At 69.2% G+C, this 16,010-nt stretch carries 14 protein-coding genes; 12 read left to right on the top strand and 2 right to left on the bottom strand.

Annotated features, from left to right (window positions below):
• Positions 1 to 102 precede the first annotated feature (102 nt).
• Together ACZ48X_RS13890 and ACZ48X_RS13885 are read left to right on the top strand one after the other, a co-directional pair.
• Entirely contained in the window at positions 103 to 942 is an 840-nt protein-coding gene (locus ACZ48X_RS13890; RefSeq protein WP_336349145.1) for a proline dehydrogenase family protein, read from the top strand.
• 120 nt (positions 943 to 1,062) lie between these two features.
• On the top strand, positions 1,063 to 1,728 hold the full coding sequence (locus ACZ48X_RS13885; RefSeq protein ID WP_336349146.1) for a DUF502 domain-containing protein: 666 nt from the start codon (positions 1,063 to 1,065) through the stop codon (positions 1,726 to 1,728).
• 43 nt (positions 1,729 to 1,771) lie between these two features.
• Here the strand turns inward: ACZ48X_RS13885 and ACZ48X_RS13880 are convergent, their stop codons facing one another.
• Positions 1,772 to 3,055: a DUF7094 domain-containing protein gene (locus ACZ48X_RS13880; RefSeq protein WP_336349147.1), complete on the bottom strand. Its 1,284-nt coding sequence runs from the start codon at positions 3,053 to 3,055 to the stop codon at positions 1,772 to 1,774.
• A gap of 153 nt (positions 3,056 to 3,208) precedes the next feature.
• Between ACZ48X_RS13880 and ACZ48X_RS13875 the strand changes: the two genes are divergently transcribed.
• The 5 genes from ACZ48X_RS13875 to ACZ48X_RS13855 all read left to right on the top strand — a co-directional run bounded on the left by ACZ48X_RS13875 (position 3,209) and on the right by ACZ48X_RS13855 (position 10,394).
• Complete coding sequence (locus ACZ48X_RS13875; RefSeq protein WP_336349148.1) at positions 3,209 to 4,519, top strand: helix-turn-helix transcriptional regulator; 1,311 nt, start codon at positions 3,209 to 3,211, stop codon at positions 4,517 to 4,519.
• 123 nt (positions 4,520 to 4,642) lie between these two features.
• Complete coding sequence (locus tag ACZ48X_RS13870) at positions 4,643 to 5,434, top strand: electron transfer flavoprotein subunit beta/FixA family protein (RefSeq protein ID WP_336349149.1); 792 nt, start codon at positions 4,643 to 4,645, stop codon at positions 5,432 to 5,434.
• Entirely contained in the window at positions 5,431 to 6,390 is a 960-nt protein-coding gene (locus tag ACZ48X_RS13865; RefSeq protein WP_336349150.1) for an electron transfer flavoprotein subunit alpha/FixB family protein, read from the top strand. The genes ACZ48X_RS13870 and ACZ48X_RS13865 overlap by 4 nt, the downstream gene beginning before the upstream one ends.
• Positions 6,391 to 6,769: 379 nt before the next feature.
• The gene (locus ACZ48X_RS13860; RefSeq protein WP_336349151.1) at positions 6,770 to 7,879 is read left to right on the top strand and encodes a BMP family lipoprotein; all 1,110 of its coding nucleotides are present in this window, start codon (positions 6,770 to 6,772) and stop codon (positions 7,877 to 7,879) included.
• A 1-nt stretch (position 7,880) separates the two neighbouring features.
• The gene (locus tag ACZ48X_RS13855; RefSeq protein ID WP_336349152.1) at positions 7,881 to 10,394 is read left to right on the top strand and encodes a methyl-accepting chemotaxis protein; all 2,514 of its coding nucleotides are present in this window, start codon (positions 7,881 to 7,883) and stop codon (positions 10,392 to 10,394) included.
• 82 nt (positions 10,395 to 10,476) lie between these two features.
• Here the strand turns inward: ACZ48X_RS13855 and ACZ48X_RS13850 are convergent, their stop codons facing one another.
• Entirely contained in the window at positions 10,477 to 11,334 is an 858-nt protein-coding gene (locus ACZ48X_RS13850) for a DNA polymerase sliding clamp (protein ID WP_336349153.1), read from the bottom strand.
• 424 nt (positions 11,335 to 11,758) lie between these two features.
• On the opposite strand from ACZ48X_RS13850, the gene ACZ48X_RS13845 reads away from it, so the two are divergent.
• From ACZ48X_RS13845 to ribH, 5 genes are all read left to right on the top strand, one after another.
• Complete coding sequence (locus tag ACZ48X_RS13845) at positions 11,759 to 12,322, top strand: hypothetical protein (RefSeq protein ID WP_336349154.1); 564 nt, start codon at positions 11,759 to 11,761, stop codon at positions 12,320 to 12,322.
• 94 nt (positions 12,323 to 12,416) lie between these two features.
• Positions 12,417 to 13,814, top strand: a complete 1,398-nt coding sequence (locus ACZ48X_RS13840; protein ID WP_336349155.1) for a DolP-mannose mannosyltransferase — start codon at positions 12,417 to 12,419, stop codon at positions 13,812 to 13,814.
• Between the two features lie 111 nt (positions 13,815 to 13,925).
• Positions 13,926 to 14,768: a polyprenyl synthetase family protein gene (locus ACZ48X_RS13835; protein WP_336349156.1), complete on the top strand. Its 843-nt coding sequence runs from the start codon at positions 13,926 to 13,928 to the stop codon at positions 14,766 to 14,768.
• A 159-nt stretch (positions 14,769 to 14,927) separates the two neighbouring features.
• Positions 14,928 to 15,524, top strand: coding sequence for a riboflavin synthase (locus tag ACZ48X_RS13830; protein ID WP_336349157.1), 597 nt, complete (start codon positions 14,928 to 14,930; stop codon positions 15,522 to 15,524).
• A complete protein-coding gene (gene ribH / locus ACZ48X_RS13825) occupies positions 15,521 to 15,988 on the top strand; it encodes a 6,7-dimethyl-8-ribityllumazine synthase (RefSeq protein ID WP_336349158.1) in 468 nt (155 codons plus the stop codon). Before ACZ48X_RS13830 ends, ribH begins: the two co-directional genes overlap by 4 nt.
• Positions 15,989 to 16,010 lie beyond the last annotated feature (22 nt).

Raw genomic sequence — 16,010 nt, 5'->3', positions numbered from 1 at the left:
CGGATGGGGCGGGACCCGGAACGCGTCGGGCCGCCGAGTACCCGCAGAGTACGCGAGCGCGGACCATCAATCCATTAATACTCCCAGTTCGGAGTTCCGTGTATGATTCCCCCTATCGCGTCGCGGTTCGTCGCCGGCGAGACGCCAGCGGAGGCCATCGACCACGCGCGAGCGCTCAACGACGACGACGTCTCGGCCATCCTGAACCTGCTCGGCGAGCACTACGACGAGCGCGAACCGGCTGCCGCGGACGCCGACGCGTACGTCGACCTCGTCGCGGACGTCGGACGGAGCGACGTCGACGCGTGCGTCTCCGTGAAACCCAGTCAGATCGGGCTCGACGTCGGCGAGGACGTCTTCCGTGACCTCCTCGAACGCGTCGTCGAGGCGGGCGACGAGCACGACGTCTTCGTGTGGGTGGACATGGAGGACCGCCACACGACGGACGCGACCCTCGATGCGTTCGAGGACTTCGCCCGCAAGTACGAGGGCGACGTCGGGCTCTGCGTGCAGGCGAACCTGAAACGCACTCCTGAAGACCTCGAACGGCTCGCGGACGTCCCCGGGAAGGTCCGACTCGTGAAGGGCGCGTACGACGAACCGAAGGACGTCTCGTACAAGCAGAAGTCGAAGGTGAACGAGCAGTACCGCGACCTCCTCGAGTACATGTTCCAGGAGTTCGAGGACGGCATCGCGGTCGGGAGTCACGACCCCGCGATGATCGAGTACGCGGCGGAACTCCACGACGAGTACGGGACGAGTTACGAGGTCCAGATGCTCATGGGCGTCCGCGAGGACGCCCAGCGTGACCTCGCCGCGGAGGGCGTCGAGGTCTGGCAGTACGCGCCCTACGGCGGGAAGTGGCTCCAGTACTTCTACCGGCGGGTGCGAGAGCGCAAGGAGAACGTCCTGTTCGCGGCGCGCGCCGTCCTCGGCGTCTGAACGAACCGCCCCGAGGGCGCCCCTCGACGCGGACGGAACCGAGCCGACACCGCTCCTCGGCGGCGACGACCGGCGTCGTGACTCGTCACACCCAAGACCCCGCCCCTACATTCCTCGGGCATGTCCTCCTGGAAGCGCGACTTCGCGTCGGGCCTCATCGTCGTCGTGCCCGTCCTCGTCTCCGCGTACGTCATCGCGTACCTCTACCGAATCGTATCGGGGGTAACGCCGAACGAGTTCGTCACGGTGGAACTCCTCAAAGAGCTCGGCGTGCCCAGGGCCGAAGCCGTCCAGCAACCCATCCAGGTCCTGTTGGTCATCATGGTGTTCCTCGTGCTCGTGCTCGCCATCGGGTACCTGATGCGGACGACCGCCGGCGGCCTCTTCGAGGGCGTCATCGACGACCTCGCGAACCGCGTCCCCGGCCTGCGCGTCATCTACAACGCGTCGAAGATGGCAGCCGAAACCGCGCTCGGCGGCACCGACTCCCTCCAGACGCCCGTGAAGATAACGACGTGGAACGGCATGCGGATGACGGCGTTCAAGACCGGGAAGACGACCGACGACGGCCGCGAAGTCCTGTTCCTCCCGACCGCACCGAACATCACAACCGGGTTCGTGCTCGAGGTCGACCCCGCGGACATCACGGAGACCGACGAGAAGGTCGAGGACGCCCTCACGCGCATTCTCTCCGCCGGCTTCGGCGACTCCGACACGATGGGCAACACCGTCGACATCGAGGACCTCACCGGCGGCACCGACCGCGAAGACGACCAGGAACGGTGACGGCGGACGCCAGCGACCGACCGCGAGACCGCGAGCCGTCGCGCTAGCTCGAGACGCTGACGTTTATCACCGTCCCGTCCTGCACGACGCGGACCTCATAGGCACCGTCGTTCGGGGGGAGCAGCCAGATGCGTCCATCCTCGCCCGTCCGACCGACCGTGTGGTCGTTCACGCGCACGAGCGCGTCCAGCGGCGTCGCGGACCCGTTCCCGCTCGCCGTCCGCGAGACGTTCACGAGCACCGGGGCGTCGCCGAGCGTCGGCGTCACGCTGACCGTGACGTTGTCCATCACGGCGACCGTGGACCCGGTCTTCGGGAGCTGGTCGAGGATGAGCTCCTGCTGTTCGCGTGCGACGTCGCTCGTCCCACCGTCTGCGTAGATCGCAATCGACCCCTGCGGGTGCCGGTACGTGATCCGATAGAGGTTCCGCGCGAGGTGCGTGTCGACCTCCGCGTTCCGTCGGAGCGACCCCTGGTACGACCACGGGTACAGCTCCGCGATGCGCGACCGGAACCGGTCGATGTTCCCGTCGAACTGGTCGACGCTATCGGGCGCTCGGTTGTCGAACCGGATCGCGTTCCGGTAGTATCGGCGGTCGTCGAGCATCTCGACGACGACGCCCTCGGTCGCCGCAGCCACGTGAATCTCGTTCACGGCGCCCTTGAGTTCGCCGGTGGCGGCGCCGCTGACGTGTTGCCTGATCGGCGATTGGAACGCTTCGAGCTCCATCCTGATGCTTCGGAGTCGCTGCGGGACCGGTGCGTCGGTGCGCTGGAGGCGGTCGAGCGAGTCCTCCATGGCGCGCGCCCGCCGGTCGACCATCGCAAACCGGAGTAGGAGCGTCCTCACGTCGACCTCGCCGGTCTCGTACTGGCGGACGGCCGCGGTCTCGGCGGCCGAGAGCGACTCGAGTTCGTCCTCGATGCTGTCGAGGTACGCGTCGACGACGGCTTCGCGAGCGCTCTGCGCCTGGAGCTGTTCGAGTTGGATGGCGACGAGCGTCGTCTGGTACTGGCTCTGGACGCGGTCCCCAGAGAACGCCATCGTCGCGGCGAAGTCCAGCTCGACGCTGCTGTAGTTCTCGGTGGCCGGCCCCACGAGCGAGAGGCGTCGGGTCGTGTTGTTCGAAGCGGTGTCGGCCTCGGGAGTCAGTCGGTTCGAAGCGGTGTCGTCCCCGAGACTCGATTCGGTGATGGAGGTGGCGTCGCCGGTAGCTGTGGTCGAGTCCGCAGCTTCAGTGACCGTCGACGCGTCGACGGCAACGGCCGGTGCGACGCCGGCCGTGAGAAGGAGGGCGGCGACGGCGAGAGCGGCAGAGCGACTCATTACCGGATGGTTACGCGTGCCGATACAAAAAGCGGTCGACGTTACGTAGTCGCCCGAGAGCGCCTCCGAGACGCCCCCATATCGTTCATAACGCCCGCTGACGTTTTATCGGGATGGAAAGCGTTTTTTCCTCGGGGGGTGCAAGGTCGGGATATGCGGTTTCGCCCCGCGTTGGTCGGAATCCTCCTCCTGTTGGTCGTGTCAGGGGCCGTGGTCGCCGCTGACGGGGCTCGTAGCGGCGGGTTCGAGTCGGCAGCGGCCGCCGAGTCGACGGCGTTCGAACGCGCAGACCCCGGGCTCGTGGTGACCGTCCAGTTACGGGCGGATGGCGACGCGAGGTGGCACGTCACGCACCGCTTCGTCGTGAACGGGACCAACGAGACGCGGGCGTTCGAGCGGTTCGCGGACGACGTGCGGTCCGGGAACCGAGACCTCGGCGTGGGGCGAGACACGTTCGCGCGGTTCGCGGCCGCGTCGAGCAACACCACCGCCCGCGAGATGGAGATCCGTGACGCGAACTGGACGGAGTCGACCGTCGAGAACGGCACGGGGACGGTGACGTACTCGTTCACGTGGACGAACTTCGGGCGCGTGGAAGGCGAGTCGTTGTTCGTCGGGGACGCGTTCCGGAGTCCGGACGGGACGTGGTTCCCGCGGCTCTACGACGGCCAGCGACTCGTCATCCGGCCGCCCGAGGGCTTGAACATCGTCGGGACGCCGCCGGACAAGGGACTCGACCAGCGAGCGCTCGTGTGGGACGGCTACCGCGAGTTCGAACCGGGGTACCTGTCGGTGGTACTCGAGCGACCGGCGACGACGTCGACGACGACGTCGTCCGTGAACACGTCGACGGAGGGGCCGGTTCAGCCGGACGATTCGTTCCTGCTCGGCGTCGGGTTCGCGCTCCTCCTGGTGTTCGTCGGCGCGGGGAGTTACTTCTTCGCGCGCTGGCAGACTCAGCAAGACGACGGCGACGGCTCGGCGGGCGTCCCGGAGGCATCCGACGGCGGGAGTCCACCTGCGGGGAGCGGTACGACCGATTCCGGGTCGGCGACGACCGCCGGCTCCGATGCGGCGTCGACGCCGCCGGACACCGGTTCGAGCGGCCCGGACGCGTCCGGCGGTGACGCGTCGACCGCGGTCGACGCTGGCGACGCCGCCGGTGGGGCGACTGCGGCAGGTGCCGCTGGTGCTGCGGTCGAGGACGGCGACGAGGACGGCGACGACGAGATCGACGAGGCGTTGCTCTCCGACGAGGAGCGCGTGCTCCGGTTGCTCGAAGGGAACGGCGGCCGGATGAAACAGGCGAACATCGTCACGGAGACCGGGTGGTCGAACGCGAAGGTCTCCCAGCTCCTGTCGGGGATGCACGACGACGACGAGATACAGAAGCTCCGTATCGGCCGGGAGAACCTCATCGCGCTCCCCGAGGAGAACGTCGCGGACTTCGGCGACGACGAGTGACGCCAGGTCTCGGTGTTCGGCTCGGGTGGGGTCGAGGGCGACGTGCTGGCGCGAGTCAACGGTTCTCGCGGGAACGCGGGTTTTCGTAACTATTACCCTGATTCCCGGAGAACCACTCGGACGATGAAGGTTCTCGTCACCGTCAAGGAGGTGGCTGCCGTCGAAGATGAATTCGAGATCGACGGAACAGCCATCGACGAGGCGTACCTCGAGTACGACCTCAACGAGTGGGACGACTACGCCATCGAGGAAGGCGTACAGATCAGTGAAGCCGAGGACGACGTGGAGGTCGTCTCGGTCACGATCGGCCCGGAGCGCTCCGAGGAGACGATCCGGATGGCGCTCGCGAAGGGCGCGGACCGCGCCGTTCGCGTGTGGGACGACTCCCTGGAGGACGCGGAACTGCTCGACGTGGAGGCGAAGACGAAGATGCTCGCGGCGGTCGTCGAGGAGGAGGATCCGGACCTCGTGCTGTCGGGCGTGCAGGCGGACGACGACGGGTTCGGTGCGACCGGTGTCTCGCTCGCGGACGAGGTCGGGTTCGAGTGGGCGGCGGTCGTGAACGACCTCGATCTGGACGTCGAGGACCGCGTCGCGAGCGTGCGCCGCGAACTCGAGGGTGGCGTCGAGGAGCTGACGGACGTGGAGCTTCCCGCGGTCCTCACCATCCAGACGGGTATCAACGAGCCGCGGTACGCGAGCCTGCGTGGCATCCGGCAGGCCCAGCGCAAGGAGATCAAGCCGATGACGCTCGACGACCTCGGCCTGTCGGCTGACGTCGCCGAGTCCGACCTGGAGATCGTGGACATGTACGAGCCCGAGACCGAGAGTGACGCGACGTTGTTCGAGGGAAGTCCGGAGGAGACGGCGGGACAGCTTGCGGAGGTTCTCCGTGACGGAGGTGTCGGCCAATGAGTGACGTGCTCGCGGTCGCCGAGCACCGTCGTGGCGAGCTCCGTGACGTCTCCTACGAGCTGGTGACGGTCGGGAGCGAGGTCGCGGACGCGACGGGCGGTGACCTCCACCTGGCAGTCATCTCGGGTGACGTGGACGCGCACGCTGACGCGCTGAACGTCGAGGGCGTCGACACGATTCACACGGTCGACCACGGCGAGGAGTTCAATCACGACGTGTACGCGCAGGTCGTCGAGCAGCTCTACGACGCGGTCGATCCGCAGGTCCTGTTGACGCCGAACAGCGTGAACGGCCTGGATTACGGGCCGGCGGTCGCGAACGCGCTCGACTTGACGTACGTGAGTGACGCGGTCGGCGTCGAGTTCGACGGGTCGACGTTGACGGCGACGCGCGAGATGTACAGTGGGAAGGTCGAGACGACGACCGAGGTCGAGGCGGAGTCGGTCGCGGTCTCGATCCGGAGCGCGGAGTGGCCGGCGACGGAGGCTGCGGGCGACGCCGGTATCGAGGCGTTCGACGCGGCCGTCGACGAGGACGCGGTGAAGTCGACGGTGAAGGGCTTCGAGGAGGTCGGTGGCGGCGACGTCGACATCACGGAGGCGGACGTCCTCGTCTCCGTGGGTCGTGGTATCGAGGAGGAGGAGAACCTCGACCTCGTGCGCGACCTCGCGGATGCGCTGGACGCGACGCTGTCGTCGTCGCGTCCGATCGTCGACAACGGCTGGCTCCCGAAGAACCGGCAGGTCGGGCAGTCCGGGAAGGTCGTGACGCCGGACTTCTACATCGCTATCGGTATCTCTGGCGCCGTTCAGCACGTCGCTGGCATGAAGGGCGCGGAGAACATCGTTGCGATCAACACGGACCCGAACGCGCCGATCTACGACATCGCGGATTACGGTATCGTGGACGACCTGTTCGAGGTCGTGCCGGCGCTCATCGAGGAGTTCGAGGGATAGCGCGACGCGGGCTTCCGCGGTCGGTTTTTCGCCCACGTTTTCCGACGGCTCCTCGGTGAGCGCAGCGAGTCGAGGCGGCCGTCGAGAGAAGGGGTCGCAGGTGGTGGAGTTGTCTGGTTTGGGATAGCTGTCGTCCCGACGTGAGAGTTGATACGTATCTCGACAGCTTCGCGGGAGTCGCGGCTATCGTTGCCGGTAAGTGCGGCGTGGGAGACATTTCTTTATTTCCGTCTCGAACGGGAAGAGAACAGCGAGACAGTCGCGCTTGCTCGCGGTTTCGTCGTCCCTGTCGTTCGCGGGAAGTTATGCTTGGGAATGTGTCGCAATCAAGCCACTGGCGAGTAACCTTAAGTGATAGACTTGAATAACTAACCTCGTCATGAAGTCGAGACGCGCCGTCCTGACAGGTGCAGGAACTGTCAGCACGGCGGCATTGGCGGGGTGTGCGTCACGGCTACCCGGGGTGGGTGCCGGCGATGGCGACGAGGTATCGACGACGACGACCAAACAGTTCGACGACAGCGACACCTACGTGGGGATGGTGTACGCGACCGGTGGCCTCGGCGACGACTCGTTCAACGACATGGCCAACCGCGGCATCAAGCGCTCGCGCGTCGAGTACGGCGTCGAGTACAAGAACGAAGTCCCGGAGTCACCCGACGACATGCAGGACCTACAGAGCGGGTACGCCGCCTCGTCGAATCCGGACTTCGACCTCGCGGTCTGCGTCGGGTTCCTCCAGACGGACCCACTCAAGCAGACCGCGAAGGCGCACGGCGACCAGCAGTTCATGCTCATCGACTCGGTCGTCGACCGCGACAACGTCGCGAACTACGTGTTCAAGGAGCACGAGGGGTCGTTCCTCGTCGGGCACCTGTCGGCGCTCCTCACGACGCAGGAGTTCGCCGCGGGTGCCGGCAGCACGAACCCGGACGCGACGACCGTCGGGTTCGTCGGCGGTATCGAGTCCGGCCTCATCAAGAAGTTCGAGGCCGGGTTCCGGGCCGGCGTCGACCAGGTCGACGAACCGGTCGACGTGCAGACGGCGTACGTCGGCGCGTTCGACGACGTCGAGGGCGGGAAGGAAGCGGCCGCGAAGATGTACGACGACGGCGCGGACGTCGTCTACCACGCCGCCGGCGGCACCGGCCTCGGCGTGTTCCAGGCCGCGCAGGAACGCGGCCGGTTCGCGATGGGCGTGGACTCCGACCAGTCCGAGAGCGACCCGCGGTACGCGAACGTCATCCCCGCGAGCATGGTCAAGCGCGTCGACACCGCCGTCTTCCAGGCGGTCGGGAACGTCGTCGACGGCGCGTTCCAGGGCGGGAGCGTCAACTCGCTCGGCCTCGCCGAGAACGGCGTCGAACTCGTCTACGGTAGCCCCCTCGGGGACGACATCCCGAGCGACGTCGTCGACGCGGTCGCGGCGTCCCGCGAAGGCATCGTGAACGGCGACATCAGCGTCCCGACGACGCCGGAGGGGAACTGACATGAGCGACGACGGCAGTTCCATCGCGGCGACGCTGACCCCCGGGTTCGTCCGGCGGCGGTACTCGGTGAAGTTCGCGGTTTCGATCCTCCTCGTCGTGCTCGTCATCGGCGCAGCAGGGTTCTACGGCTACCAGCAGACGAAGGAGACCGTGGAGACGAACACGAAGTCCCAGCTCCGCGAGGCGAGCGACCTGCGGGCGGCGGCGCTCTCGGGGTGGACCGAAAGCATCCGCGACCAGACGCGGTCCGTGTCCGCCGGCGACTCGCTGCGGACGACCGGCGACGCGGAGTCGTACCTGCAGACCGAGCAATCGCGGTTGTCCGACGACATCCTCGGCATCCACCTCGTGAACAGCTCCACGAACAGCGTGATGGCGAGCACCGACCCGATATCCGGGTTCGAGCTGTCGAAGCTCGGCGTCCCGTGGGCGAACGCGCAAGTGACCTCGGGGTCCGCGGAGGCGTCCGACCGCGTGTGGATCTCGAGCAGTTCGTACGAGTCGCCGCTGATGCCGTACACGCGCGGCCAGGTGGTTGCGTTCGCGAGCGCGGTCCCGAACACCGACGACCGGTACGTGGTCGTCGTGACGCGCATCCAGTCCCGTCTCGACACCGTCAAGGGCGGTGAGACGGCGGGGGCGACCCAGATCGTGAACGCGAGCGGTGGGACGGTCCTGGATTCGGGGAGTCAGGTCGAGTCGTCGCTGCACGGCGGCTCGCTCTCGGCGGCTCGCGAGTCCGGCGACCCGCAGTTCCAGCAGGCCGACGGCGAGGTGTACGCGTACTCGCGCGTCGACGGCACGGACTGGGTGGCGATGACGAGCGTCGACACCGCGCAGGCGTTCCAGGTCAGGAACGCGGTCGGCCAGTACGTGCTGTTCATCGTGCTGTCGGCGCTCGGGATGCTCGCGGTCGGCGCGGTCGTGCTCGGCCGGCAGACGGTGACGCCGCTGGCGCGCCTCCGGGACCGTGCGAGCGAGATGGAGGACGGCGAGCTGAACGTCGACCTGCAGACGAACCGCGTCGACGAGATCGGCCGGCTGTACGGGGCGTTCGCGTCGATGCGCGACTCGCTCCGCGACCAGATCCAGGAGGCCGAGGCGGCGCGAGAGCGCGCCGAGACGGCTCGCGAGGAGGCCGAGCAGTTGAACCGGCACCTGGAGCGGAAGGCCGACGAGTACAGCGACGTGATGGGTGCGGTGAGTGACGGCGACCTGACGGCGCGGATGGACACGGCCTCGGAGAACGAGGCGATGTCCGAGATCGCGCGCGAGTTCAACGGGATGATCGGAGAGATCGACCGGACGGTCGCGAACCTCCGGACGTTCGCGACGGACGTCGCGAGCGCGAGCGAGGAGGTCACTGCCTCGAGCGAGGAGGTTCAGAGCGCGAGTCGGCAGGTCAGCGAGAGCGTGCAGTCCATCAGTGACGGTGCGGAACGCCAGAACGAGCAGTTCCAGGCGGTCAGTGGCGAGATGGAGTCGCTGTCGACGACGACCGAGGAGATCGCGGCGACGACGAACGAGGTCGCGGACATCGCCGAACGGACCGCCGAGACCGGTCGCGAGGGCCGGGACGCGGCGGAGGACGCCATCGAGGGGATGGCGGCGCTCGAGTCCGGCTCCGAATCGGCGGTCGCGGCTATCGAGGACCTGGAGCGCGAGATGGCGCAGATCGACGAGCTCATCGAGTTCATCGGTGACATCGCGAAGGAGACGAACATGCTGGCGTTGAACGCGAACATCGAGGCGAGTCGCGGTGGGAGCGAGGCGGCGGCCGAGGACGAGGGGTTCGCGGTCGTCGCGCAGGAGGTCAAGGAGCTCGCGAGCGAGACGAAGGACGCGGCGGACGACATCGAGGCGCGCCTCGAGAGTATCCAGGACCAGACCGACGAGACGGTCGCGGAGGTCCAGCAGACGGCGGACCAGGTCGCTGCGAACACGGAGCGCGTCGAGGACGCGGCCGGGGCGCTCGACGAGATCGCGGCGTACGCCCAGAAGACGAACGAGGGCGTGCAGGAGATCTCGGCGACGACCGAGGAGCAGGCCGCGAGCACCGAGGAGGTCGTCGCGATGGTGTCGGAGGCGGCGACGATCAGCGAGGAGACGACGTCGGAGGCGGAGAACGTCGCGGCGGCTGCGGAGGAGCAGACGGCGTCGCTCTCGGAGGTCACGGAGAGCGCGGGGCATCTCGCGCAGCGCGCGTCCCAGTTGAGTCAGGCGCTCGACCGGTTCGACACGCAGTCGTCGGCGTCGGCGGACGACGGGTTCGTCGCGGACGCCGAGGCGGACGTGGACTTCGATGCGGACGCGGTGGCGTTCGAGGCCGAGTCGACGGACGCGAGCGCGGTCGAGGACGGCGCGCCGGCGGACGCGAGCCCGCTGGCGGACGCCGGCGGGGAGTCCGGTTCGGCCGGCAGTGACGCGGCGGACGAGGACGGTGACGGGTCGTCCGACGACGGCGACGGGCTCGGCGACGACGCGTTCGAGTTCGGCGCCGGCGACGACGCCTGAGGACCGCGCTCGGTCGCGCGGTCGGTCCGGTTCGTTCTTTCAGCGTTCGTCTCGGGAGCGACGGCAGTGTCCCTGGGCGCGTTCAGGTCCGGCTGAGTCGTGGGGCGACGAGGAGCTGGACGCGACCGTGGTCGTCGGCGACGTCGTAGCCGAGGGCGACGGGGGCGTCCTCGTCGAGGTGGACGTCGACGGGGGCGTCGCCGGGGAGGACGCGCGTGAGTGCGGCGAGGTAGTCGACGGAGAACAGCGACTCGGCGGGTGCGGGGTCGAAGCGGTGGCAGTCGCCCGCGGGTCGCTGGAAGTCGACGGTGTCGGCGTCGCCGTCGGCGTGCGCGTAGAAGCGGTCGGGGTCGGTGTCGAGGCCGAGTTCGAGGGTGTCGGCGACCATGTCGGCGGCGTCGATGGCGCGGGCGAGGACGTGGCCGTCGACGGTGACGGTGGCGTCGAGGTCGCTGGCGATGGCGACGGTGTCGGGCGGGGCGCGGACGGTGTCGGGGTCCAGCAGCGCGAGCTGGTAGGCGAGTTCGTCGATGCGGACGTGCAGCGTGCGCGTGGTCTCGTCGACGGCGAGTTCGACGGGGTCGTCGCTGGCGGCGAGCGCGAGGACGTCCTGGAGTCTGTCGAGCGCGACGCCGAAGCGCATGCCGTCGGCGTCGTAGCTGTGGAACGCGTCGGCATGGAGGTCGAGGTCGACCATGCCGACGGTCGCGGCGTCGATGGCGGTTATCGCGAGGCCGTCGGGCGAGACGTCGACGATGCACTCGTCGACGACGACGCTCGCCGCGTCGAGGACGGCGGTGAGCGTGCTCGCCGGCGCGATGGCGTGCAGGCCGGTGTCGTCCGGGTCGCGGTCGTCGGTCGGCTGGTCCTTGGTGGCGTCGGTGGTCGAGTGTTCGGTGTCGGTGCGCTGACTCGGGTCGGGTGTGGTGTCGGATTGCATGTGCGTGCTCCGTGGGTCGCGTCGACGCGCGACGGCAGCGCGTGACGGCGGGCGTGGCGGGGGCGGACGGCGAGCCGGTGGCTGCTCTTTGGGTAAGCGATAAGCCGCCGGCTACGGGAGTCACGCACGTGGTGCGGGACTCGGCTCGTGCCACGACGACCGGTCGTGCACTCGCGAGCCTGGCAGGGTAGGCGAGTGCGCGACGACGGTTCGGTGCCGTTCTGATTGCGACGACGGTTCGGTGCCGTTCTGATTGCGACGACGGTTCGGTGCCGTCGGGGTGCGCGTCGACCGCGACCTGTTCGCTCCGAGCGGGAACTACCTGATAAGGATTGCCTAGACGAACCGAGAGGAATCGCCACAGATAATCAGTATCGGGTTATATTTCTGTCTTCTCTCGTAAAGTCGTAATCGTATTCCGATTATGCCTGATTCGTCAGCGCGCGACCGTGGCGTCCTCACGAACGCGGACCGCGCGTACCTCCGCGGCGACCGCACGTACGGGAGCGTCCAGGCCGAACGGAACGCTCGCGCCCGCATCCGTCAGCGAACCCTCGACGCCCTGCTCGACTTCGAGACCCTCGTCGAGGGCCTCGAGGACCGCGACCTCGACCTCGTCTTCGCGTCCTCGCTCGCGGACCGCGACGGCACCGAAGCCTTCGACGCGCTCGTCTCCACCGTCGCCTTCCTCTACCGCGGCGTCGACCGCACCGACCTCGACTTCGAGACCGTCCTCCGCGAAGGCGTGAACCTCGCCGAGGCCGCCGACGACCGCGCCGCCACCGTCTCGCTCGACGTCACGAACCACGACCTCGACGTCGACCACCTCACCGGGAAGCTCGAAGCCGGCGAGTCGCTGTCGCTCACCGAGATCGCGTACCTCTACGAGTCCACCGAGGTCGCCCGCGACGAACTCGCGACGTACTTCGACGACGACGCCGGCGAACTCGACGACGGCCGCGTCCAGTCGAAGGTCACCGACTACTGACCGCGAAGCGGGACCCGCCCGGACGCGATACGGAGGGCGGCCGAGTGCGAGGGGGAAGACACTTTCCGGTGGCCGGCGCGCGTCCGTACGTCGGATGGTCGCCGCCGAGGTCTCCCTCCCGTCGAGCGTCGAGCGAGTGCTCGCTGCGGTCGCGAGCGTCCAGCGGCGCGTCGACGCGGCGCTCGCCGAGCGCTGGCGCGCGCTCGTGCTCGTCCTCGCGACGGTCGCGCAGACGGTGTCGGCGTTCCGCGTCCTCTCGCGTCCGGGTTATCCGCGGCTCCGCGATTCGAAGATCTTCGAGTACGTCGGCTGGCAGCTCGCTCGCGGCACCACGCTGTACGTGGAGACGTTCGAGGTGAAACCGCCGCTGTCCTTCGAGACGACCGCCCTCCTCTCCCTAATCGCGGGCGACGACCAGTTGCTGTACCATCACCTGAACGTCGCCCTGACCTGTGCCGTCGCGGTTCTCGCGGTCGCGCTCGTCGCGGAGTTCGCGCACGCACTCTGCGGCGAGCCCGCCGCGGCGGTCGCCGCCGCCTGTTCGCTGTACGTCCTCCCGCAGTTCGCGCTCCGCTCCGGCTTCGGGTTCAAGGCGAAGTACTTCGTGCTCGCGGCCGGCCTGCTCGCGCTCTGGCTGGCGCGCGACGACGTCGGCGTCCTCGGTCGAGTCGCAGGTGACGGCCGCGCTCGGTCCGCGAGCGACGTGCTCGCGGGCGTGGCGGCAGCGGCCGCGGTCGGCTACTGGCAGCTCGCCGCGGTCGTCCCGGTCGTCGTGCTCGGGATGGCGGCGCGACGCGGTCGGCGTGCGGTCGGGCGCGTCGTCGCCGGTGGCGCGCTCGCCAGCCTCGTCGTGCTCGCGCCGGTGCTCGCCGCGGGGGTCGACGGCGTCGTCGCGATGGTGAACCAGACCGTCCTCGTCTCGCGGTACGCGACCCAGGGCGGGAGCGCGCTCGACCGAGCGGTTCGCGCACCGAACATGCTGTACTGGGGGCGACCGCTGTTCGCCGTCGGGCTCGTCGGGCTCGCGGTCGCCGCGGTCCACGGCCGCGACCGAGGCGGCGCGTGGCCGCTCGCGGCGTGCGGGGCGTGGTTCCTCGGCGTCGTCGTCGCGTTCGACCTGGACGCCGCCCCGGACCTGTTCCCGACGCTCGCGTTCGTCGCGGTCGGCGTCGGCGTCGTCGCCGGGCGTCGCGGTCCCGCGGTCCGCGGCGTCGTCCTCTCGCTCGCGGTGGCGGCCGCGGTCGTGAACGTCGCGTTCCTCGGCGGGTTCGGCGTCGTCGTCGAGCCCTTCGACCTCGCGGAGGGCCCGCCGTCGGTCGCCGAACCCGAGACCGTGGCGGCGCCGTACTCGACCGCCGAACACCACGCGCTCCTCTGGCACGGCATCCCCGCGGAGACGTGTCACGTCTTCTTCGGGCCGACCCAGCGGGCGTGGGTCGCCGCGGTCGACGGCGACCCGCTCGCCGAGCGCTGTCGGACGACGTTCCCCTGAGGCGCCCGAGGTTCGTCGGGTCCGGCGACGGCGATCGCGGGACTGATGCGTGCTGGCCCACGGTCGCCCAATCCGTCACCTACATGGCAGGGACGCGCCTAGGCGCTGGCAATGGAGTTTCTGGAGCGACGTCAGGGGCTCGTGAACGACCGGTTGCGGGAGGTGCTGTCGGCGGTGGAGCCGGCGGCGCTCCGCGAGCAGGTCGAGCACGTGTCGCTCTCGGGCGGGAAGCGCGTGCGACCGGTGGTGACAGTGCTCGCGTGCGAGGCCGCGGGTGGCGACGCCGAGGACGCCGTCGATTACGGCGTCGGCATCGAGCTCGTGCACAACGCGTCGCTCGTCATCGACGACATCATCGACAAGTCCGACCTCCGGCGGGGGACGGCGTCGGCGTGGACGGAGTACGGGCACGGGCCCGCCATCGTGGCGAGCGACGGCCTGCTCGGGGAGGCGTTCGCGCTCTTCAGTCAGGACCCGCAGGCGACGCAGGTCGTCGCGGAGGCGATGGTCGAACTCGGCGAGGGCGAGGCGACGGAGCTGGCGGCGATGCCGACGAACGAGGACGAGTACATGGAGCTCGCGCGCCGGAAGACGGGCGCGTTGTTCCGGGCGGCGGCGGAGCTCGGCGCTATCGCGGCGGACGCGGACCCGTACACGGTCGAGAAGCTCGGCGAGTACGCCGAGCGCGTCGGCGTCGCGTTCCAGATCCGGGACGACGTCTTGGACGAGACGGCGGACGCGGACGACCTCGGGAAGCCGACGGGTATCGACGAGGCGATGGAGCGACCGTCGGTCGTCCAGGTCACGGAGCTGTCGGCCGCGGAGGCGACCGAGCGCGCGGAGGCGGAGTCGGCGGCGGCGCTCGACGCGCTCGCGGCGGTGGACGCTGACGACTCGGAGGCCGGCCAGTACCTCCGGGACCTGGCGCGGTTCGTGGTCGTGCGCGAGCGCTGACGACCACGCTCGATTCTCCTCGTGGGCGCCGGATCCTGTGTTCGTCGACAGCGGCCGCCGTCGGCGTCGAGCGCGGGCACGTCCCTTCGACCGTCGAATTATCGTCTCATTTCTGGAACCCATAACGCGTTTGTGAGCGGCGGGTGGTGGTCGGAGTGCATGTACACCGGCGTCGTCCGCCACACCGGTCGCATCGCTTCGGTCGACGAGTACCACGACGGCGCGGTCCTCGACGTCGAGACGCCCGATCTCGGGGCCGAACCCGGAGACAGCGTTGCGGTCGACGGCGTCTGTCTTACCGTCGAGGCCACGACGGACCAGGGCTTCCGCGCGTTCGCGTCGAGCGAGACCGTCGCGTGCACCGCGCTCGTCGACCGCGCCGGCGACGAGGTGAACCTCGAAGCGCCCATCTCGCTCCGGGACGCGCTCGACGGCCACCTCACGAAAGGCACCGTCGACGCCGTCGCGACGGTCGAGCGCGTCGACCGAGAGGCCGCGGACGGCACGTGGACGTACCACGTTGCGATACCCGAGGGCCACGCCGCTCACGTCGCCGCGAAGGGCGCGGTCGCGCTCGACGGCGTGAGTCTCACCGTCGACCGCGTCGACGACGACCGCGGGACGTTCGCGGTCGCGGTCGTCCCCGAGACCCGCGACCGCACGACGTTGTCCGAACGCGGCGCGGGCGACGGCGTGCACTTCGAGGCGGACGTCCTCGCACGGTACGCGGTCCGCGCCAGCGAGGTCGAGACGTGACGCCCACGGAAGCGGATTCCGCGACCACCGCGGAGGCCGACTCGGTCGCTCGGGTGGCGCTCGTCGTCGCCCGGTTCTACCCGGACCTCGCCGACGAGATAACTGCGGCCGCCGAGGCGCGCGTCGACGCGCGGGACGCGACCGTCGTCGAGCGCGTCCCGGTGCCCGGGGCGTACGACGCGCCGCTCGTCGCGGACCGCCTCGCCCGACGCGACGACGTCGACGCCGTCGCCGTCCTCGGCGTCGTCGTCACCGGCGACACCGACCACGACCAGGTCGTCACGCACGCGACCGCCCGCCTCCTCGGTCGCGTCGCCCTCGACCGCGACACCCCCGTCGGGTTCGGCGTCCTCGGCCCCGACATGAGCGGCGCCGAAGCCCACGACCGCGTCGAGAAGGCCGCGAGCGCCGTCGACGCTGCCATCGACACGCACGCGGCACTACGGAGCGTCACGTCGCCATGACTCGCCGCCGGACGAGCGGTGC

Source organism: Halorubellus litoreus (assembly GCF_055378595.1).
Note: the sequence above shows the minus strand (reverse complement) of the source record. Positions and strands in the feature narration are given on the sequence as shown.

Bases quoted from the DNA above. Each gene is read 5' to 3' on its own strand.
- ACZ48X_RS13840 (WP_336349155.1), top strand. From the start codon at position 12,417: ATGGTCGCCGCCGAGGTCTCCCTCCCGTCGAGCGTCGAGCGAGTGCTC.
- ACZ48X_RS13845 (WP_336349154.1), top strand. From the start codon at position 11,759: ATGCCTGATTCGTCAGCGCGCGACCGTGGCGTCCTCACGAACGCGGAC.
- ACZ48X_RS13875 (WP_336349148.1), top strand. From the start codon at position 3,209: ATGCGGTTTCGCCCCGCGTTGGTCGGAATCCTCCTCCTGTTGGTCGTG.
- ACZ48X_RS13885 (WP_336349146.1), top strand. From the start codon at position 1,063: ATGTCCTCCTGGAAGCGCGACTTCGCGTCGGGCCTCATCGTCGTCGTG.
- ACZ48X_RS13870 (WP_336349149.1), top strand. From the start codon at position 4,643: ATGAAGGTTCTCGTCACCGTCAAGGAGGTGGCTGCCGTCGAAGATGAA.
- ACZ48X_RS13835 (WP_336349156.1), top strand. From the start codon at position 13,926: ATGGAGTTTCTGGAGCGACGTCAGGGGCTCGTGAACGACCGGTTGCGG.
- ACZ48X_RS13860 (WP_336349151.1), top strand. From the start codon at position 6,770: ATGAAGTCGAGACGCGCCGTCCTGACAGGTGCAGGAACTGTCAGCACG.
- ACZ48X_RS13855 (WP_336349152.1), top strand. From the start codon at position 7,881: ATGAGCGACGACGGCAGTTCCATCGCGGCGACGCTGACCCCCGGGTTC.
- ACZ48X_RS13880 (WP_336349147.1), bottom strand. From the start codon at position 3,055: ATGAGTCGCTCTGCCGCTCTCGCCGTCGCCGCCCTCCTTCTCACGGCC.
- ACZ48X_RS13865 (WP_336349150.1), top strand. From the start codon at position 5,431: ATGAGTGACGTGCTCGCGGTCGCCGAGCACCGTCGTGGCGAGCTCCGT.
- ACZ48X_RS13890 (WP_336349145.1), top strand. From the start codon at position 103: ATGATTCCCCCTATCGCGTCGCGGTTCGTCGCCGGCGAGACGCCAGCG.
- ACZ48X_RS13830 (WP_336349157.1), top strand. From the start codon at position 14,928: ATGTACACCGGCGTCGTCCGCCACACCGGTCGCATCGCTTCGGTCGAC.
- ACZ48X_RS13850 (WP_336349153.1), bottom strand. From the start codon at position 11,334: ATGCAATCCGACACCACACCCGACCCGAGTCAGCGCACCGACACCGAA.